The sequence below is a fragment of the Chelatococcus daeguensis genome, assembly GCF_001887265.1.
Taxonomy (GTDB): domain Bacteria; phylum Pseudomonadota; class Alphaproteobacteria; order Rhizobiales; family Beijerinckiaceae; genus Chelatococcus_A; species Chelatococcus_A sambhunathii.
Map to the genome: position 1 here is coordinate 174,227 of NZ_CP018096.1, position 19,925 is coordinate 194,151.

The 19,925-nt window shown below is 69.2% G+C and carries 17 protein-coding genes; 2 read left to right on the forward strand and 15 right to left on the reverse strand.

Annotated features, from left to right (window positions below):
* Positions 1-17: 17 nt before the first annotated feature.
* From BOQ54_RS17725 to gabT, 9 genes are all read right to left on the reverse strand, one after another.
* Positions 18-1,277 (reverse strand): Zn-dependent hydrolase, encoded by a 1,260-nt coding sequence (locus tag BOQ54_RS17725; RefSeq protein ID WP_063188947.1) that lies wholly within the window; start codon positions 1,275-1,277, stop codon positions 18-20.
* A gap of 15 nt (positions 1,278-1,292) precedes the next feature.
* On the reverse strand, positions 1,293-2,006 hold the full coding sequence (locus BOQ54_RS17730) for a GntR family transcriptional regulator (RefSeq protein WP_071924625.1): 714 nt from the start codon (positions 2,004-2,006) through the stop codon (positions 1,293-1,295).
* A gap of 5 nt (positions 2,007-2,011) precedes the next feature.
* Positions 2,012-3,055, reverse strand: a complete 1,044-nt coding sequence (locus tag BOQ54_RS17735) for a histone deacetylase family protein (protein WP_071924626.1) — start codon at positions 3,053-3,055, stop codon at positions 2,012-2,014.
* Positions 3,056-3,094: 39 nt separating this feature from the next.
* A complete protein-coding gene (locus BOQ54_RS17740; protein WP_071924627.1) occupies positions 3,095-4,723 on the reverse strand; it encodes an ABC transporter ATP-binding protein in 1,629 nt (542 codons plus the stop codon).
* Positions 4,724-4,733: 10 nt separating this feature from the next.
* Positions 4,734-5,570: an ABC transporter permease gene (locus BOQ54_RS17745; protein ID WP_055458737.1), complete on the reverse strand. Its 837-nt coding sequence runs from the start codon at positions 5,568-5,570 to the stop codon at positions 4,734-4,736.
* A 5-nt stretch (positions 5,571-5,575) separates the two neighbouring features.
* The gene (locus tag BOQ54_RS17750) at positions 5,576-6,553 is read right to left on the reverse strand and encodes an ABC transporter permease (RefSeq protein WP_071924628.1); all 978 of its coding nucleotides are present in this window, start codon (positions 6,551-6,553) and stop codon (positions 5,576-5,578) included.
* Between the two features lie 137 nt (positions 6,554-6,690).
* Positions 6,691-8,268: an ABC transporter substrate-binding protein gene (locus BOQ54_RS17755; protein ID WP_071924629.1), complete on the reverse strand. Its 1,578-nt coding sequence runs from the start codon at positions 8,266-8,268 to the stop codon at positions 6,691-6,693.
* Positions 8,269-8,597: 329 nt separating this feature from the next.
* A complete protein-coding gene (locus BOQ54_RS17760; protein ID WP_071924630.1) occupies positions 8,598-10,154 on the reverse strand; it encodes an acetolactate synthase large subunit in 1,557 nt (518 codons plus the stop codon).
* A 31-nt stretch (positions 10,155-10,185) separates the two neighbouring features.
* The gene (gabT, locus tag BOQ54_RS17765) at positions 10,186-11,469 is read right to left on the reverse strand and encodes a 4-aminobutyrate--2-oxoglutarate transaminase (RefSeq protein WP_071924631.1); all 1,284 of its coding nucleotides are present in this window, start codon (positions 11,467-11,469) and stop codon (positions 10,186-10,188) included.
* Positions 11,470-11,806: 337 nt separating this feature from the next.
* On the opposite strand from gabT, the gene BOQ54_RS17770 reads away from it, so the two are divergent.
* Positions 11,807-13,243, forward strand: a complete 1,437-nt coding sequence (locus BOQ54_RS17770; RefSeq protein WP_071924632.1) for an aldehyde dehydrogenase family protein — start codon at positions 11,807-11,809, stop codon at positions 13,241-13,243.
* A 35-nt stretch (positions 13,244-13,278) separates the two neighbouring features.
* Here BOQ54_RS17770 and BOQ54_RS17775 read toward each other — a convergent pair whose 3' ends face one another.
* Together BOQ54_RS17775 and BOQ54_RS17780 are read right to left on the reverse strand one after the other, a co-directional pair.
* The gene (locus tag BOQ54_RS17775) at positions 13,279-13,857 is read right to left on the reverse strand and encodes a cupin domain-containing protein (protein ID WP_050996660.1); all 579 of its coding nucleotides are present in this window, start codon (positions 13,855-13,857) and stop codon (positions 13,279-13,281) included.
* A 155-nt stretch (positions 13,858-14,012) separates the two neighbouring features.
* Positions 14,013-14,753: an SDR family oxidoreductase gene (locus BOQ54_RS17780; protein ID WP_055458731.1), complete on the reverse strand. Its 741-nt coding sequence runs from the start codon at positions 14,751-14,753 to the stop codon at positions 14,013-14,015.
* Positions 14,754-15,325: 572 nt separating this feature from the next.
* Here BOQ54_RS17780 and BOQ54_RS17785 point away from each other — a divergent pair.
* Positions 15,326-16,000, forward strand: coding sequence for an aspartate/glutamate racemase family protein (locus BOQ54_RS17785; RefSeq protein WP_019403499.1), 675 nt, complete (start codon positions 15,326-15,328; stop codon positions 15,998-16,000).
* A gap of 4 nt (positions 16,001-16,004) precedes the next feature.
* Here the strand turns inward: BOQ54_RS17785 and BOQ54_RS17790 are convergent, their stop codons facing one another.
* The 4 genes from BOQ54_RS17790 to BOQ54_RS17805 are packed head-to-tail and all read right to left on the reverse strand — an operon-like array spanning position 16,005 to position 19,885.
* Positions 16,005-16,985, reverse strand: a complete 981-nt coding sequence (locus tag BOQ54_RS17790) for an ABC transporter ATP-binding protein (protein WP_071924633.1) — start codon at positions 16,983-16,985, stop codon at positions 16,005-16,007.
* On the reverse strand, positions 16,982-18,061 hold the full coding sequence (locus tag BOQ54_RS17795) for an ABC transporter ATP-binding protein (RefSeq protein WP_071924634.1): 1,080 nt from the start codon (positions 18,059-18,061) through the stop codon (positions 16,982-16,984). The genes BOQ54_RS17790 and BOQ54_RS17795 overlap by 4 nt, the downstream gene beginning before the upstream one ends.
* Complete coding sequence (locus tag BOQ54_RS17800; RefSeq protein ID WP_055458728.1) at positions 18,048-18,935, reverse strand: ABC transporter permease; 888 nt, start codon at positions 18,933-18,935, stop codon at positions 18,048-18,050. Before BOQ54_RS17800 ends, BOQ54_RS17795 begins: the two co-directional genes overlap by 14 nt.
* A complete protein-coding gene (locus tag BOQ54_RS17805; protein WP_071924635.1) occupies positions 18,932-19,885 on the reverse strand; it encodes an ABC transporter permease in 954 nt (317 codons plus the stop codon). Before BOQ54_RS17805 ends, BOQ54_RS17800 begins: the two co-directional genes overlap by 4 nt.
* Positions 19,886-19,925: the final 40 nt, after the last annotated feature.

Below are 19,925 nucleotides of genomic sequence, written 5' to 3' on the forward strand. Positions count from 1 at the left end.
TCCGTGCGGCGGCCGCTTCAGCGGTCGGCCCGGGCCACGGCGGCATGCAGCAGCACGTTGACGCCGGGGGCCAGCTCGTCGCGGCTCGCGAATTCGTTGTTGTTGTGGGTGATGCCGCCACGACAGGGCGTGAATATCATCGCCGTCGGGCAGACCCGTGCCAGGAAATAGGCGTCGTGCCCCGCCTGGCTCGGCAGGTCGCGATGGCTGTAGCCGAGGCTGCGCGCCGTCTCGCGCACTCCTGCGACCATGTCGGCATCGAAGATGCGGCCGCCCCATTGCCAGCGGTCGAGGATCTCGGCCGCGCAGCCGGCCCGCGCCGCCGCCTCGCCGACCGCGCGCGTGACGCGCTCGGCCATTACCGCGGCAGTCGCCGGATCGTCGTGGCGCACGTCGCAGACGCATTCGGCCCAGTCCGACAGGATGCCGGCCTTGTTGGGCCAGGCGGTGAGGCGCGCGGCCGTCGCCTTGCCGCCGGTCGCGGCATGGTCCCAGCCGATGTCGTCGACGGCGACGAGCAGGCGCGCGGCGGCGACGAGGGCATTGCGCCGCTTCTCCATGGGCCACGGCCCGGTATGGGCCGTCTCGCCGCGGAAGGCGACGAGGAAGCCGTGCGAGGCATAGGCGTGGGTGACGACGCCGACCTCGATCCTTTCGGCGTCAAGGATCGGCCCCTGCTCGATGTGCAGCTCGAAATAGGCGTCGAGCGGACGCCCGCCGACCGGCGCCTCGCCGAGATAGCCGATGCGCTTCAGCTCCTCGCCGAACGTCGGGCCGTCGTCGCCCGGCCGGCCATGCACGAAATCGAGGCTGTAGGCGCCGGCAAAGCAGCCCGAGGCCGTCATCGGCGGCGAGAAGCGCCCGCCCTCCTCGTTGGTCCAGTCGACGATCTCGATGGGCCGGCGGGTGACGTGGCCGATGTCGTTGAGCCGGCGCACGACCTCGAGCGCGCCGAGCACGCCGACGATGCCGTCGAAGCGGCCGCCGTTGGCCTGGGTGTCGAGGTGGCTGCCCATCACGACCGGCGGCAGGTCGTTCTCGCGCCCCGCGCGGCGGGCGAAGATGTTGCCGACCTTGTCGACCGTCACGACAAGGCCGGCCTCCCGGCACCAGCCGACGAAGACGTCGCGCATCTCCTTGTCGGCATCGCTCAGCGCAAGGCGCGACAGGCCGCCCTCGCGGCCGAGGCCGATCTCGGCCGAACGCTCGATGGTCGACCAGAGGCGCTCGGCATCGATGCGCGTATCACGCGGGAGGGACGAGGGGATGCTGGCCATGGCGGAGCTCGCAAATCAGTCGTCGGAAGGGGAAGCAAGCACGTCGGTGCCGAGGATGACGTCCCCGCCGCAGGCGATGTCCTGCTGGATGGCGGCGCGCGCCCCGGCGGGGTCGGCCCGGCGCACGGCGTCGAGCACGGCATGGTGATGATCGATCATGGTGCGTCCGCCGCGCTCGTAGGCGGCCGAGATGACCGGCCCCATCTTCAGCCACAGCCGGTGCAGGATGGCGCGCAGCTGGCCGAGGCCGGCGATCTCGGCGAGCGCGAAGTGGAACACCTGGTTGAGCGCGACCGCCTCGTCGAGGCGCCCCTCGGCGAAGGCGCGCTCGTTGTCGGTGAGGATGGCGGCGAGGCGCCCGATGTCGTCGAGCGTCGCCTTGCGCGCCGCATCCTCCGCCGCAAGACCCTCGAGCTCGAGGCGGATGCGGCGGATCTCCAGATATTCGTCCCGCTCCAGCACGGGCACGCGGATGTCGCGCGGGCTGCGCTGGACGAGCGCCCCGTCCTGCACGAGACGCAGGATGGCGTCGCGCACCGGGGTGACGCTCGTGCCCATCTCCTCGGCAATGTCGCGGATCTTCAACCGGACGCCGGGGCGCAGTTCGCCTTTGACCAGCGCTTCGGCGATGCGCTGGTACACCGCCTCGCCGAGACGCACGTGCTCGATCGCGTCGAAGGCCCGGGGCCTGACGCGCGCGCCGACGCTATGGCGGACGCGGACGATCACGAGACCTATCCCGCAAGCCCGGTCAGGAAGCGCTCGAGGCAGTCGCCGATGACGGAGACCTGGTAGCCGCCCTCCTGCACGACGACGGTCGGCAGGCCGGCGGCGCGGATCAGCCGGCCGACGCCGGCAAAGCCGTCCGTCGTGACCGAGAGCACGCTGAGCGGATCCTCCCGGTGGCTGTCGTAGCCGAGGGCGACGACGAGCGCCTCGGCGCCGAAGGCGGAGACCGCTTCGAGCCCGCGGGCCACGGCGGCGTGGAACGCCTCATCACCACTGCCGGCGGCGAGCGGCAGGTTGAGGTTGAAGCCTTCGCCCTCGCCCGAGCCGCGCTCGTCCGCATAGCCGATGTAGAAGGGATAGTAGATCTGCGGGTCGGCATGGACGGAGACCGTCAGCACGTCGGCCCGGCGATAGAAGACCTCCTGCGTGCCGTCGCCGTGATGGGCATCGACATCGAGCACCGCCACCTTGGCGAAACGCGAGCGCAGCCGCTGCGCGGCGATGGCCGAGTTGTTGAGATAGCAGAAGCCCGAGGCCCGGTCCGTGCGGCAGTGGTGGCCCGAGGGGCGGCACAGCGCATAGGCGTGGCGCTCGCCGCCAAGGACGGCATCGGCCGCGGCCGTCGCGGTATGGGTCGATGAGAGGGCCGAGCGCCACGTCTGCGGGCCGAGCGGCACGGCGAGGTCGCCGAGATAGTAGCCGGCCTCGGCCACGACGTGGCTGGAGCGGCACGGCGGCCGACCGTCCCGGTCGGGGCTGCCGTTCCAGTAGGGCGAGACGTTGGGCAGCACCTCCGGCCCGGCGTTCGGCAGTTTCACCCAGCGCTCGTAGGCCATGGCGAGGAAGTCGAGATAGTGCGGCGCGTGAATGGCGAGCGCCGGCGCGGTGCCGTAGTCCTCCGGCAGTTGCGGCGCGATGCCGACGCGCGTCAGCGCCGCCATGAGGGCTTCCGTGCGGCTCGGCCGGTCGGTCGGATCGGCGATGCGGCCGACGCGCATGAACTGCTTTGGGTCGTGGAGGTGCTGGTCCGGGTGGAAAAATGCGCGCATGGCGCTCGGCTCCTTGGCTGCGCGGGGCGCCCGCCCTCGTCAGGCGACGGCGGCGCGGGGGTTCCAGTGGCGACCCGGGATGGCCGCGATGAGCTTCTGCGTATAGGCGTGGCGCGGCGCATTGAAGACCTCGGCCGGGGGGCCGGCTTCGACGATGGCGCCGCGATACATCACCGCGATCTTGTCGCAGACCTCGGCCGCGACCCTGAGGTCGTGCGTGATGAAGATGACGGCGATGTCGAGCTTCTTCTGCAGGTCCTGCATCAGGTCGAGCACCTGCGCCTGCACCGAGACGTCGAGTGCCGACACGCTCTCATCCGCCACCAGCAGCTCGGGATCGAGCGCGAGCGCACGGGCGATGCCGACGCGCTGGCGCTGGCCGCCCGAGAACTCGTGCGGGTAGCGGTCATAGGCCGAGGGGTCGAGCCCGACGAGGGCGAGCAGGTCGCGCGCCTTCTTCTGCGCCTCGTCCATCGGCACACCGTTGGCGACCGGCCCGTCCGTGAGGATGCGGCCGATGGTGTGGCGCGGATTGAGCGAGGCAAAGGGATCCTGGAACACCATCTGCAGGTGCCGGCGCATGGGCCGGAAGGCCGCCTGCGAGAGCGGCACGAGGTCCTTGCCGCGGTAGCGGATCTGGCCGCCGTCCACGTCGGTGAGCTTGAGGATGCAGCGCCCGAGCGTCGATTTGCCGGAGCCGGATTCGCCGACGACGCCGAGCGTCTCGCCACGCCGCAGGGTGAAGCTGACATCGTCCACCGCCTTGACGATGCGCGGGCGTGTGAAGAGACCACCGCCGCTGCGGTAGGTCTTCTGAAGGTTGCGCACCTCGAGGAGCGGCTCGCCGGCGGCCTCGGCGCGCGTGGCGCTCTCGTCGGGATGCGGCACGGCCGCGATCAGGCGGCGCGTATAGGGATGCTGGGGCCGGTTGAGCACGTCGTCCGCCGTGCCCTGCTCCACGATGAGCCCCTTCTCCATCACCACCACCTTGTCGGCGATGTCGGCGACGACGCCGAAATCGTGGGTGATGAAGAGCACGCCCATGCCCTTGGCGCGCTGGATGCGGCGGATGAGCTCGAGGATCTGCGCCTGGGTCGTCACGTCGAGCGCCGTCGTCGGCTCGTCGGCGATGAGCATCGCCGGCTCGAGCGCGAGCGCCATGGCGATCATGACGCGCTGGCGCTGCCCGCCCGAGAGGCGGAAGGGATAGGAATGGCGCAGGCTCGCCGGGTCCGGCAGGCCGACGTAGTCCAGCAGTTCGAGCACGCGCTCATCGCGGCTCCTGGCATCGCCCTCGCCGTGCACCAACATGACCTCGGCGATCTGCTCGCCCACCGTCATTAGCGGATTGAGCGCAGATAACGGCTCCTGGAAGATCATGGAGACGGTGCGGCCGCGCTCGCGCGCAAGCTCGGCTTCGCTCATGACCAGGAGATCGCGCCCCTGGAGGAGGACGCGGCCCGACGACGGCTTCAGGTAGGACGGCAGCAGCCCCATGATGGCGTTGGCCGTCATCGACTTGCCGGAACCGGATTCACCGACGACGCAGAGGATCTCGCCGGCTTCGAGCGTGTACGAAAGGTTCTCGACGGCATATTTGCGGTCGAAACCGGCGGGCAGCTCGATCGACAGGTTGTCGACCTTGAGGAGAGGTGTGGTCGGCTTCATCGTCTCGTCCTCACCCCTTGCGACCGCGCAGGTGGGGGTTCATGGCGTCGTTCAGCCCCTCGCCGATCAGGTTGATGGCGAGCACCGTGACGAGAATGGCGACACCGGGAAAGACGCTGAGCCACCAGGCCTCGCGCAGCATGGTGCGCGCCGCGCCGATCATGAAGCCCCAGCTCATCATGTTGCGGTCGCCGAGGCCGAGGAAGGACAGGGAGCTCTCCGTTAGGATGGCGGTCGCGACCATCAGCGAGGCGGTGACGATGATGGGCGAGATGGCATTGGGCAGGATCTGCGTCGCCATGATGCGCGGGCCCGTCTGGCCGACAACCACCGCCGCCTGCACGAACTCGCGCGAGCGCAGGCTCAGGAACTCGCCGCGCACCAGCCGCGCCACCGGCGGCCAGGAGACGACGGCGATGGCAAGCGTGATGGAGGTGATGTTGGGGCTGAAGATGGCCACCAGCACCACCGCCATGGCGAAGGCCGGGATGGTCTGGAAGAACTCGGTGAAGCGCATCAGCATGTCGTCCACGCGCCCGCCGTAGAAGCCGGCGAGCGCGCCGAGCGCCACCCCGATGACGACCGCGACCGCCGTCGAGATGATGCCGATGAGGAGCGAGACGCGCGCGCCATAGGCGATGCCGGCGGCGATGTCGCGGCCGAGCAGATCCGTGCCGAGCGGATATGCGGGATCCTCGAAGGGGCCGAGCAGCGGCTCGCCCACGCCCTGCCAGGGGCTGACGGGATAGAGGACGGGCGCGGCGAGCGCGACGAGGACCACGACCACGAGGATCGCGAGGCCGATCAGCGCGCCGACGTTCTGCGCATAGCGGCGAAGGAAGCTCATGGCCGTTACCCTGCAGTTTCGATGCGCGGATCGACGAAGCGATAGAGCAGATCCGCCACGAGGTTCACGAGGACGACGACGGCCGCCGTGACGAGGAAGACGCCGAGCAGGACCGGATAGTCCCGCTGCATCAGCGCGTCGAACATCAGCCGGCCGATGCCTGGCCAGGCGAAGACGGTCTCGGTCAGCACCGCCCCGCCGACGAGCTGGCCGGCCTGGACGCTGGCAAAGGTGAAGACCGGCAGGATGGCGTTGCGCAGCACGTGGCGGCGGATGATGCGCCCCTTGGGCACACCCTTGGCGCGGGCCGTCTTGACGAAGTCGAGGTTCATCACCTCGAGCATGGAGGCGCGGGTGAGGCGCGTGTAGACGGCCGTGAAGAAGAGGCCGAGCGTCACGGTGGGCAGCACCAGATGGTGGGCAATGTCCATGACCCGCGCCCAGCCGGTATAGCCGGCGCCGATGCTCTCCATGTCGAAGGGCGGCAGCCAGTCGAGATGGATGGAGAAGATGAGGACGGCCATCAGCGCCACCCAGAAGAGGGGCGTCGCGTAGAAGATGAGCGCGCCCGTCATGATCAGGCTGTCGCCGAGGCTGCCGCGCTTGTAGGCGGCGAGCACGCCGAGCACAATGCCGAGGACAAGCGAGAAGAGGAAGGCGCTGCCGGTCAGGAGCAGGGTCGCCGGCAGGCGCTCCATGATGAGATCGGCGACCGGCACCTGGTTGCGGTAGGAATAGCCGAGATCGCCGGACAGGACGTTCTGGAGATAGCTGAGGAGTTGCACGTAGAGCGGCTGGTCGAGACCGAACTGGGCCCTGAGCTGGGCGATGAACTGCTCGTCGCCGGCACCCGCCTCGCCCGCCAGCACTGCCGCCGGGTCGCCCGGCGCGAGCTGGATGAGCAGGAAGTTGAGGATCACCACCCCGAGGACGACGAAGGCCGCCTTGGCGAGGCGCTGGATGAGGAACTCGAGCGTCTTCACGCTTTACTCCGGAGTTTGGCTTGGCCCCCGGCCAGCGGGCGCAGGGGGGCGGGCACGGATGCCCTCGCCCACCCGCCCGGCGTCGCGCGGGCGGCGCCGGGCTTGAGGGATCGACCCGCGTCAGATCGACCGGCGCGTCACTTCGCGATCCAGACGTCGTCCATCGACTCGTTGACGCCGATGCCGGTGCGCACGAGGTTCTTCACCTTGTCGCGCATGATGGTGACGTTGCGCTGCTCGAACAGCCAGCCGAGCGCCACGTCGTCCGTGATCATCTTCTGCACCTCGGCATAGGCGGCCTTGGCCTCCGCCTCGTCCACCGCGCTCGCGGCCTTGAGGAACAGCTCGTCCACGGCCGGGTTCTGGTAGCCCTCGTTGTTGGCGAAGGGCGTGCCCTTAATGATGTTGGTCGACAGGTAATGGCGAGCGACGCCGAGCGCCGGGTCACCGTACTGGTAGGTGAAGTTGAAGGTGATGTCGAAGTCCCACTCTGACAGGGCCTGCGACCAGCCGCCGGCATCGACCGCGCGGATGTCCACCTTGAAGCCGAGCTGCTCGAGCTGCTGCTTGACATATTCGGCCATGCGGTCCCACTGCGTGCCGTAGGGGATCGGCATGAGGCGGATGGTGTGCTCCTGCGGCTTCACGCCGGACTGGGCGATGAGTTCCTTCGCCTTGGCAAGGTCGAAGGGATAGGTCGACACGTCGTCGGAGAAGAAGCGCGTCGTCGAGGCGAAGGGGCTGACCGCCGGCTTGCCGAGGCCGAACCAGACGTTGCGGACGATGAAGTCCCGGTCGATCGCATGCATGATGGCCTTGCGCACGAGCTTGTTGTCGAACGGGGCCTTGCGCATGTTCCACTGCATGAAGACGAGCGGGGAATACATCTCCCAGCCATCCGTCGTCGTCGTGACGCCCTGGAGCTTCGACAGGCGCCGCACCTCGAAGCCTTCCACGTCGCCGCCGCGCAGCACGTCGACGGTGCCCTTCTCGAAGGCCACGGCGCGCGAGGCCGCGTCCGGCACGATGCGGAAGTAGAGTTCGTCGAGGTGGGGCATGCCCGGCTTCCAGTAGTCCTCGTTCTTCACGAGGTGGATGTAGGAGCCGCGCTTCCACTCCTTGAACTTGAAGGGACCGGTGCCGATGGGCGTCTGGTTGGCCGGGTTGGTGCGATAGTCGGTGCCGTCATAGACGTGTTTCGGCACCACCGGGAAGGAACTGAGCTCGAAGGCGTAGAGGAAGGCCGAGAACGGCCGCTTGAGCTTGAACACCACCGTATCCGGCGAGGGCGACGTGATGCTCTCGATGTAGGTGTTGGCGATGTAGCGCCAGCGCGGATGCGCCTCGCGCAGGAACTTGTCGGCGGTGAAGACGACGTCCTCGGCCGAGAACGGCTTGCCGTCGTGCCACTTCACCCCCTCCTGGATGGTGAAGGTGTAGGTGAGCCCGTCCTCCGACACCTCCCAGGCCTTGGCGAGCGACGGCAGGACCTTGAGGTCCTTCCCGTAGCTCAGGAGGCCCTGGTAGATCTGGCCGCCGACGTAGAGCGTCGGCCCCTGGGTGTTGAGCCCGACCATGAGCATCGGCGGCTCGGGCTGGGCGATCATGTTGAGCGTGCCGCCCGGCGTCGGCTTCTCCTGCGCACCCGCCGCCGCGGCGAGCGTGAGACCGGCAAGGCCGACGAGCCCCGCGATCAACCGGCTAGACTTCTTCATCCACTCCCCCTTGCTGCTTGCCCTGCCTCACGGCCATGGCCTTGCCAGGGCGTCGCAAGGCCTGTGCCAATCCGGTGCGAGACGAAGAAGGGAATGAAGGCACGGCAAGGCGAATGCGCCACCTTGCACGCCCGGCCCTCGCGGCCGGTTTCCCCGCTTGCGATCGTCTCCTCCTGACGGGCGGCGGTGGCCTTGTGGCCGTTCTCGCCGGCGCTCCCGTCAGCATTGCGCCTACCCCTGCCCAGCGATGGAGCAAGCGCCCAATTAAGATGCATCATACAGCATCTGCGTCAATTATATTCGACACCCGGGAACGACATGTCCCCGGTTCATACAACTGCTTCAATGAGGAAGGGGCCACGCTGGCGCAGCGCGCCGTCGAAGAGGCGGACAAAATCCTCGACGGTTTCGGCGCGCCCGGCCTCCACGCCCATGCCGCGCGCCATCGACACCCAGTCGAGCGCTGGATTGTCGAGCGTCAGCATGCGCTCGGCATTGCGGCCGAAGTGGTTGACGCCGACGTTGCGCATCTCGCCCTCGAGGATGGCGTAGCTGCGGTTGGCGAAGACGACGGTGACGATATCGAGCCGCTCGCGCGCCTGGGTCCACAACCCCTGCACCGTGAACATGCCGCTGCCGTCGGCCTGCAGCGCCACCACCTTGCGGTCCGGGCACGCCACCGCGGCGCCAGCCGCGAGCGGAATGCCGATGCCGATCGACCCACCCGTGATGCGCAGGTAGTCGTGCGGGGCGGAATCCTGCGAGAGCCCGAAGAAGCGGGCGCCCGCCGTGATGCTCTCGTCGCAGACGATGGCGCCTTCCGGCAGCATGCGCGCCACGGCAAGCGCCACCGCATCGTCCGTGAGCGTGCCACCCGGCAGCGCCATCTCGTCGGTGAAGCCCCGGCTCACCCGCACGGCTGCCTCGGCCGCGACGCCGATCTCGTCGGCGAGCCAGGCGAGCGCCTCGGCAAGGTCGTCGCCCGGGCGCGCGAGGTCCACGATCTCGCAATCCTCGCGCACGAGAAGGCCCGGCTTGCCGGGATAGGCGAAGAAGGCGACCGGGATCTTCGCGCCGACGACGATCATGGCGTCGACATCGGCAAGGGCGGCGAGCGCCGCGTCGACCGGATAGGGCACGTTGTCGATGGCGACGCGGCCCGCCCCGCGCTCCACGCGGCTGTTGGAGGTCTGCATCAGGAGGCGCGCGCCCGTCGCGGCGGCGATCCTGTCGGCCGTGGCGAGCGCATCGGCGCGCAATGCGCGGCCGGTCAGGAGCAGCGCGACGCGCCGACCCGAGCGCAGCGTCTCGGCGGCCTGACGCACGGCCTCCGGCGTGACGGAGCGGAAGGGCGGCAACGACGCCCGGCGCGGCGGAGTCCCGGCCGGCAGCTCGCCCCAGGCGGCATCGGCCGGCAGCACGAGCGTCGCGACGCCCGGCAGGCGCATGGCCGCCTCGTAAGCTTCCAGCGTCTTCGCCTCCACCTCCTCGGCACGGCCGATTCGGCCGTACCACTGCGACATGGGACGGGCGAGGCTGTCGATGTCGCTCGCCAGCGGCGCGTCGTGCTTGAGGAAATAGGTGGCGTGGTCGCCCACGACGTTGATCATCGGCGTGCGAGCGCGCCGGGCGTTGTGCAGGTTGGCGAGGCCGTTGGCGAGCCCAGGCCCGAGGTGGAGGAGCGTGGCCGCCGGCTTGTCCGCCATGCGCGCATAGCCGTCAGCCGCGCCGGTCACCACGCCCTCGAACAGGCCGAGGACGCAGCGCATCTGCGGCCGGCGGTCGAGCGCCGCCACGAAATGCATCTCGGACGTGCCCGGATTGGCGAAACACACGTCGATGTCATTGGCGAGCAGCGTCTCGCACAGCCGGTCGGCGCCGTTCATGTCATCCTCTTGAAAAGGGGTTGTCCCACGCTCAGGCGCTGACGGCCTCGGCCAGCGCCTCTTCGAGGATATCGAGTCCCTCGCTCACCTGCTCCTGCGGAATGGTCAGGGGCGCCAGAAGGCGGATGATATTGCCATCCGGCCCGCAGGTGAGGAGGATGAGGCCCTTTTCCTGCGCCTTCGCTACGAGCCGGCCGGCCAGTGCCGCATCGGGCTCGCGCGTCGTGCGGTCCTTGACCAGCTCGAAGGCCACCATGGCGCCGAGGCCGCGCACGTCGCCGATGGCGTTGAAGCTGTTGCGCCGGGCCATCTCGGTGAGGCGCTCGCGCATCATGGCACCGATCGTCTCGGCGCGCTCGCACAGCTTCTCGTCCTCGATCACGTCGAGCACCGCATAGGCGGCGGCGATGCCGATGGGGCTGCCGCCGTAGGTGCCGCCGAGCCCGCCGGGATGGGCCGCGTCCATCACCTCGGCCCGGCCGGTGACCGCCGCGAGCGGGAAGCCGCCGCCGAGCCCCTTGGCCATGGTGACGAGGTCCGGCACCACGCCCGCATGGTCGACCGCGAACATGCGCCCGGTGCGGGCGATGCCGGTCTGGATCTCGTCGGCGATGAGCAGGATGCCGTGCTCGTCGCAGAGCGCGCGCAGCGCCGCGAGGAAATCGGCCGGCGCCGGATAGAAGCCGCCCTCCCCCTGCACCGGCTCGACAATGATGGCGGCGACCCGGGCCGGATCGACGTCGCTCTGGAAGAGCTGGTTGAGCCCCTTGAGCGCCTCGGCGGTGCCGACGCCGTGATAGGTCTTCGGATAGGGCACGTGATAGACATCGGCCGGGAAGGGCCCGAAGCCCTTCTTGTAGGGCGCGACCTTGCCGGTGAGCGCCATGCCGAGCAGCGTGCGACCGTGGAACGCGCCGCCGAAGGCGATCACCGCCGGGCGCCCGGTGTGGGCGCGGGCGATCTTGACGGCATTCTCCACCGCCTCGGCGCCGGTCGTGACGAACATCGTCTTCTTCGGGTGGTCGCCCGGCGTGAGGGCGTTGAGACGCTCGGCGAGGCGGATGTAGCTCTCGTAGGGCGCGACGTGGAAGCAGGTATGCGTGAAGCTCTCGGCCTGCTCCTTCACCGCGGCGATGACGCGCGGATGGCGGTGACCGGTGTTGAGCACCGCGATGCCGGCGGCAAAGTCGATGTAGCGCTTGCCATCCACATCCCAGAGCTCGGCGTTCTCGGCGCGAGCCGCAAAGATGTGCTTGGTGGCGATGCCCTGCGGCACGGCCTCTTTCTGGCGCTTGCTCAATGTCTGCGTCGTCATGGCCTCTCGTCCTGCCGCGGCTGCCGGTTGTCGTTTCGCTCAAAATATTGAGCGGGCCGCGGAAGGCAAGCCCTCTCAATAGGCGGGGAGCCGGACCAATCGCCGAGCCTGCCAACATCCGAAACGGGCTTCCGGCGCTGTCCCCCGGCTGCATTCCTCTTGCAGCGCTGCCGTTTGGCGACGCCTTGGCCCGTCTTAGGTCGGCAGAGGCACTCTGCTGCCGGCCTTGACGATCCCCGCTTGCGGCGAGCCAGCAACCATCCTACCACTGTCATGCATAGAATTTTGAGCGTCCAGCGGCGCTCGGTCGCGGGCATAAATCAAGAGAAGCGAAGCCATGAAGGACCATCTCCAGTTCTACATCGACGGTGCCTGGGTGCCGGCCTCCGGCGGGCGCACGCTCGAGGTCGTCAATCCGGCGACCGAAGAGGCCTATGCCCGCATCGCGCTCGGCGAGACGGCCGATGTGGACAAGGCCGTGGCCGCGGCCAAGCGCGCCTTCGGCCGCTTCGCCCATGCGAGCCGCAAGGAGCGCGTCGAGCTGCTTGAATCGGTGATCGCCGTCTACAAGAAGCGCTACGATGACATCGCCGAGGCCATCAGTGACGAGATGGGCGCACCGATGAGCTTCGCCCGGCAGGCACAGGCCGCCGCCGGCCTCGGCCATCTCTCGGAGGTGCTGCGCGTCCTGCGCGACTACGAATTCGACGAGGTCGTCAACGAGACCGTGGTGACCCGCGAGCCTGTGGGCGTGTGCGGCTTCATCACGCCGTGGAACTGGCCGCTCAACCAGATTGCCTGCAAGGTCGGGCCGGCGCTCGCCGCCGGCTGCACCATGGTGATCAAGCCGAGCGAGGTCGCCCCGATCTCCGGCATCGTCTTCACCGAGGTGATGCACGAGGCCGGCGTGCCGGCCGGCATCTACAACATGGTCAACGGCGACGGGCCGACGGTGGGCCAGGCGCTCGCCACCCATCCGGACATCGACATGGTCTCCTTCACCGGCTCGACCCGGGCCGGCATCGCCGTGGCGCGGGCGGCCGCCGACACGGTCAAGCGCGTGGCGCAGGAGCTCGGCGGCAAGTCGCCCAACATCATCCTGCCCGATGCGGACATCGTGCGCGCCGTCACCCACGGCACGCGCCAGTGCTTCTCCAACAGCGGCCAGTCGTGCAACGCGCCGACGCGCATGCTGGTGCCCGCCGACCGGCAGGAGGAGGCGATCGCCGTCGCGCGCGAGGTGGCCGCGGCGACGGTGGTGGGCGATCCCCGCGCCGAGGGCACGACCATCGGCCCCGTCGTCAGCAAAGTGCAGTTCGACAGGATCCAGCGCCTTATCGAGCAGGGCATCGCCGAGGGCGCCCGGCTCGTCGCCGGCGGCCCCGGCCGGCCGGAGCACCTCAACCGCGGCTATTATATCCGCCCGACCGTCTTCGCCGACGTGCGCAACGACATGACCATCGCGCGCGAGGAGATCTTCGGGCCGGTGCTCTCCATCCTGCCCTACCGGGACGAGGAGGAGGCGATCGCCATCGCCAACGACACGGTCTACGGCCTGTCGAGCTACGTCACCTCCGGCGACCTCGACCACGCCCGCGCCGTGGCGCGGCGCATCCGTGCCGGCATGGTGCACATCAACGGCTCGCCCGGCGACCTCGCCGCCCCCTTCGGTGGCTACAAGCAATCCGGCAACGGCCGCGAGTGGGGCCGCTACGGCCTCGAGGATTTCCTCGAGGTCAAGTCGATGTTTGGCTACAATGCAAGAAGCGCTTAAGAAGTTGGGGCGGCTCGCGGGCCGCCCTTTTCATTTCACAGATAGGGCGGCGAGCAGGCGCTGACGACCGTGCAGCGCCCCTTGCCGACATTGCGGAAGCGGTGCGGGATGCGGCTGTCGAAGAGATAGGCGTCGCCGGCCTTGAGCACGCAGACCTCGTCGCCCACCGTCACCTCCAGCTCGCCCGTCAGCACCACGCCGCCCTCGTGCGAATCGTGGGCGAGCATGGTGAGCCCCGTGTCCGCGCCCGGCTCGTAGCTCTCGTGCAGGATCTGCAGGTTGTGGGCATGGGCGTCGCCCACCTGGCGCAGCGTGAGCTTGCCTCGGGCGCGCGTGCCGTTGACCTGGTGCAGGCGCGAGGTGAGGTCGACGAGCTCGTCGGCGGCAAAAAACACCTTGTTCCTGACCGGCCGGTCCTCCTCGAAGAACTGGGCCATGGTCATCGGAATGCCTTCGAGGATCTTGCGCAGCGAGGCGACGGACGGGCTGTTCTTGTTCTGCTCGATGAGCGAGATGAGCCCGTGGGTCACGCCGGCGCGGGACGCCAGCTCGCGCTGCGACAGGCCGGCGGCTTGCCTGATCTGTCTGAGGCGGGCGCCCACGTCGAATGTCATCTCGTCCCTCCGGCGCATCGGCGCCCCTGCCGCAAGCACGGATTTGGCTGCGGCGCGGGGCATCCGTCAATTGTTCGAAGGGAGCAAATGCCCGAACCGTCAGCGTTCGTCCAGCCGGGCGCGCCGTCGGCGTCCCCCTCCGGCCGGTTGCGGCTTCACATCGTCCAGCCGCCGTCGATGACGTGGGCCTGGCCGGTGGTATAGGCGGCCTCGTCGCTGGCAAGATAGACGACGAGGGCCGCGATCTCCTCCGGCTTGCCGATGCGGCCGATGGGCTGGCGGGCGATGAAGGCAGCCTTGGCGGCCTCGTAATCGCCCTGAGCCCTCAGCCGCTCGTCGAGCGAGGGGGATTGCACCGTGCCCGGGCAGATGGCGTTACAGCGGATGCCGCGCCCCACATAGTCGGTGGCGACCGACTTGGTGAGACCGATCACAGCCGCCTTCGAGGCGCTGTAGGCGAAGCGGTTGGGCACCGCCTTCACGCTCGAGGCAACCGAAGCCATGTTGATGATGGAGCCGCCGCCCTTCTCGAGCATGCCCGGCAGATAGGCGCGGATGGTGCGGTAGGCTGCCGTGACGTTGAGCTGCAGCGCGAAGGCAAGATCCTCCGGCGGGCAGTCGAGTATCGCCCCGGCATGGACGATTCCGGCGCAGTTGAAGAGAATGTCGACGGCACCGGTGCGCTCGCGTGCGGCGGAAACGTCGGCGTCGCTCAGCACATCGAGGCGGAAGGGCTCGATGCGGGCATCCGCCTGCTTGAGCGCAGCAAAGGCCGCCTCGTTGATATCCGTCGCGAAGACCCTGGCGCCGGCCCTGGCCAGGGCCACGGCCGACGCGAAACCGATGCCCTGTCCAGCCGCCGTCACCAGCGCCGACTTGCCGCTCAAATCGAACATCCCGGATCACTCCCCATCTGTCGCGGCCACGCCGCGGAGCCTTCACTGGTGGCGCATGGCACCTGCATCTTGCTACTTATCCGCCTCGCAATGGTCGGTACAGACACCGGATCCGTTACTCTCGCAATTTGCGGGCAAGCAATGACGGTCCCCAATCGAGCTGTCATGACCAAGGACGTTATCGATCTGATGGCTGCGAAGGTGCTCTTCAAAGCTGAATGGGTCCGTCATGATTGTCCCCGTGGAGCCCGCCGGGCATATCGGCGGGAGCGATCGCGCTTCCCACCAGCCGCGACTGCGGCCACGGACTGTCACACCGCTCGGGCTGACAACGCTGCCGTTGCAGCGCCATCCCTGCTGCCGCATGCAAGCCATGCGGGGAGGGAATATGCGCTCGCGGCATCTTCGGTCATAGATGGCGCACCGCTCGCGGGCGGTCCGACCTGCAGGCTGCGGGCCGCGAAAACGTTGCGGCACGCGGCTTGCACCTGCCCGCCCATGGACCACTTTCGGGTGCCTCCCGTCCCATGACGGAGCACCGCCGGCAGCGTCGACGAGGTCGTGGAGTTAACGTGCACATCGTCCTCTTCAATCCGAATTCGAACGAGGCAACGACCGACACCATGGTCGCCATCGCGCGCGAGGCGGCGGCGGGTTCGGCCATGATAACAGGGCGCACGGCGCCCTTCGGCGCGCGCATGATCGTCGACCAGACGGCCCTGTCGAAGAGCGGCGAGGCCATCGCGCAGATGGCCAAGGACCTCGCGGCCGAGATCGCGGCCGGCCGGCAGCGCGTCGATGCGGTGATCGTCTCGGCCTTCGGCGACCCGGGCCTCGATGCGGCGCGCGACGCCCTGCCCTGCCCGGTCATCGGCATCGGGGAAGCCGGCATGGCCGAGGCGGCCGCTGGCGGACGTCCGTTCGCCGTGGTCACGACGACGCCCGGCCTCGTCGAGGCCATCAACGCACGCGCGGCCGCGCTCGGCTACACGGCCCAGTTCCGCGGCACGCGCCTCACGGAAGGCGACCCGACCGAGCTGACCGCGGCTCCGGCCCGGCTGGAAGCGGCGCTCGCCGCGGCCGTCGATGCCTCCGTCGAAGAGGACGGCGCCGAGGCCGTGATCATCGGCGGCGGGCCGCTCGCCCGCGTCGCCAAGCTGCTGACGCCCCGCTCCGCCGTCCCGATCATCGAGCCGGTGCCGGCCGCCATCCGCCGGGCGCTGACCCTGTCGGCCGCGGCCGCCTGAAGGTCTACTCAGCCGCCTCCAGCCTGTCCGCGAGAAGGCAGGCGACGCGGCGACCCGGCCCCGGCACGATGACCGGCGGCAGAGCCGCGCGGCAGCGCTCGTCGGCGAAGTCGCACCGCGGCGCGAAGGAGCAGGCCTCGGGCGGCCTCTCGAGCGCCGGCGGCGCACCGCGGATCGCCTCAAGCCGCGCACCCTTGACGGCGCCGTGCAAATTCGCGGCAAGCAGGCCCTTCGTATAGGGATGGCGGGCGTCGCGGATGACCTCGGCGACCGTGCCCGTCTCCACCACATTGCCGGCATACATGACCGCAATCCGGTCGGCGATCTCGACCGCGACGCCGATGTCGTGGGTGACGAAGATGACGCCCATGCCGAACTCGCGCTGCAGCTCGCGCAGGAGGAGCAGGATCTGGATCTGCACCGTGGCGTCGAGCGCCGTCGTCGGCTCGTCGGCTAGCAGCAGCTTCGGCCGGCAGGCGAGCGCCAATGCGATCATGGCGCGCTGGCGCATGCCACCGGACATCTCGTGCGGGAAGACCTTCAGCCGCCGCTCGGGCGAGGGAATGCGCACGCGCGTCAGCATGTCGAGCGCCCGCTCCATCGCCGCCCGGCGGCCGAGGCCCTCGTGGCGCATCACCGCCTCGGCGATCTGGTCGCCGATGGAATAGACGGGATCGAGCGCCAGCATCGGCTCCTGGAAGACCATGGAAACCGTGCGGCCGCGGTAGTCGGCGAGCCGGCGGCCCGAAAGCGAGAGCACATCGACGCCGTCGACCGAGATCATGCCGGAGATGGCCGTGCGACGCGGCGGCAGGAGGCGCAGCAGCGTCTTGAGCATCACGCTCTTGCCCGAGCCGGATTCGCCGAGGATGGCAAGCACCTCGCCGGGGGCGAGCGAGAGGTCGAGGCCGTTGACGGCGTGCACCGTGCGCTCGCCGGAGAAGGTGACATTGAGATCGCGGATGTCGACGAGAGGCTTCGTCATGCGGCGGCTCCGACGGCCGAATGGCCGGAGCCGGCCACCAGCATGTGGCAGGCGGCGACGTGGGCCTCCGCTCTCGCCTCCCCTCCCCGGGCCTCGCCGGGAACGGACGCCAGCGCCGGCTTCACCGCCGTGCAGACCGCTTCGGCGAAGCGGCAGCGGGTGTGGAAGCGGCAGCCCGTGGGCGGATCGATGGGGTTTGGCGGGTCGCCCGCCAGGGGCGGCTCCTCGGTGCGCGCATCCGGGTCCATCGACGGCATCGCGGCAAAGAGCGCGGCCGTGTAGGGATGCGCTTTACGGGCGTAGACCGCCTCCGCCGGGCCGATCTCCACCACCTCGCCGAGATACATCACCATCACCCGGTCGGAGATGTAGCGCACCACGTTGAGGTCGTGCGAGATGAAGACATAGGTGAGGTCGCGCTCCTCCTTGAGGTCGGCGAGGAGGTTCAGCACCTGCGCCTCCACCGACTTGTCGAGGGCCGACACCGCCTCGTCGAGGATGACGAGGCGCGGCGCCATGGCGAGCGCCCGCGCAATGTTGACGCGTTGGCGCTGACCGCCGGAGAGCTCGTGCGGATAGCGGCCGGCAAAACGCGCCGGCTCGAGGCCGACACTCGCCAGCAACTCGCGCGCCCGCCGCCGCGCCTGCCCTTCGCTCATGCCGTGCACCCTGGGGCCGAAGGCGATGGAATCCTCGATGGTGAGGCGGGGGTTGAGCGAGGCGTAGCTGTCCTGAAACACCATCTGCACGCCGCGGCGCAGCTCGCGCAGCGAAAGTTCGTCACCGAGGCGGTCGCCGTCGAAGATGATGTCGCCCGCGTCGAGCGCGATGAGGCCGACGAGGAGGCGCGCCGTGGTCGACTTGCCGCAGCCGGATTCGCCGACGATGCCGAGCGTCTCGCCCTTCACCACCTCGAAGGAAACGCCGTCGACGGCGTGCACCGTGCCGGTGCGCCGGCCGAAGAAGCCGGAGCGGATGGGGAAATGCCGCCTGAGGTCGCGCGCGATGACGAGCGGCTGCTGCGGGCCGCCGCGGTCGGGCAGCGGCGCAACGGGGGCAAGGTCAGTCGCGGACATTCATCGCACTCCTGAGGCCGTCGCTGACGAGATTGAGGCAGAGCGACGTGACGAAGATCATGAGCCCCGGCAACGCCGCCACCCACGGGTTGATGTAGATGGCCGTGCGCAGGGTGTTGAGCATCAGGCCCCATTCCGGCTCCGGCGGCTTGACACCGAGGCCGAGGAAGGAGAGCCCGGCGGCGAGGATCATCGAGACGCTGGTGAGGCTCGTCGCATAGACGAAGATCGGCCCGAGCACGTTGCCGAGGACATGCACGCGCACGATGGTGAAGGCGCCCGCCCCGGACGCCCGCGCCGCATCGACGTAGTCGAGCGAGCGCACGCTCGCCGTGACGCTCTCGGCGACGCGGGTGATCGGCGGCACGAAGACGATGGTGAGCGAGACGAGGCTATTGACGATGCCGGCCCCGAGCGCGCCGGAGATGGCGATGGCGAGCAGCACCGAGGGAAAGGCGAAGAACACGTCGACGAGGCGCATGATGACGGTGTTGGTGCGCCCGCCGACATAGCCGGCGACGAGGCCTAGTACCGTGCCGATGCAGAAGGCCGCCACGACGGGCGTTATGCCGAGGAAGAGCGTGAGCCGGCCGCCGTAGACGAGGCGGGCCAGCATGTCGCGGCCGAGCTCGTCCGTGCCGAGCGGGAAGCCGGGCGTGCCGATCCTGCGCAGACGCCGCGCCATGCTGCCGGCATAGGGGTCGGCCAGGCCGAGATAGGGCGCAAAGATCGCCGCGAGGATCAGCAGGAGGAGCAGGACGGCGCAGCCGACGGCGACCGGATCGCGCCGGAAGCGGCGGGCGACGCCCGACCAGTAGCCCTGCGTGCGCTCCACCGGGGCGGCGATGCTCTCGGTGATGACGGCCATCGTCATGTCCTCTTGATGCGCGGGTCGATCACCGTCTGGGCGAGATCGACGAGGAGGTTCACGGCGACGAAGAAGAGCGCCAGCACGAGGATGGTGCCCTGCAACAGCGGCAGATCACGCTGGAAGATGGCGTTGGAGAGCAGGAAGCCCGTGCCCGGCCAGTTGAACACCGTCTCGATGAGGATGGAGCCGCCGAGGAGATAGCCGAGCTGCAGGCCCATGACGGCGAGCGCCGTGGGGGCGGCGTTGCGCACCACGTGGCGCAGCACGCCGCCGTGCATCAGCCCCTTGGCATAGAGCGCCTGGACGAATTCCTGCGAGAGGATGTCACCGACGAGGGCGCGCACGGTGCGCGCAACGATGCCCATGGGCACGACGGCGAGCGTCACAGCCGGCAGGACGAGATAGCGCAGGTGCTCTGCGTCCCAGCCCCAGTCGCGCGAGCCGTTGGGCCCCGCCCCCATGGCGGGCAGCCAGCCGAGCGTGACGGAAAAGACGATGACGAGCACCATGCCGAGCCAGTAGTTCGGCACCGAGACCCCGGTGATGGCGAGGGCCGTGACGGCCCGGTCGACACCGGTGTCGCGGAAATAGCCGGCGACGAAGCCGCAGAGGAGCCCGAGCGGAAAGCCGATGAGGCTCGCCGCCGCGGCGAGCACGAGGGTGTTGCCGACAGCGGTCATCACCTCCCCCGCCACCGGCCGGCCGGTGGAGATGGAGCGGCCGAGGTCGCCCGTCGCCGCCTTGGCGACCCACAGGCCGAACTGCACCGGCAGCGGCTTGTCGAAGCCGTAGGCGGCGCGCATCTCGGCCTCCTGCTCGGCCGTCGCGTCGAGCGGCATCACCGCCACGAGCGGATCGCCCGGGGCGATGTGCACGAGCATGAAGCAGATCAGGCTGACGCCGAGCGCCACCGGGACGACATAGACGAGGCGCCGGAGAAGATATGCGAGCATGCGTCGTCCACCCTTCGTGAGATGCGCCGCATCCGTTCGA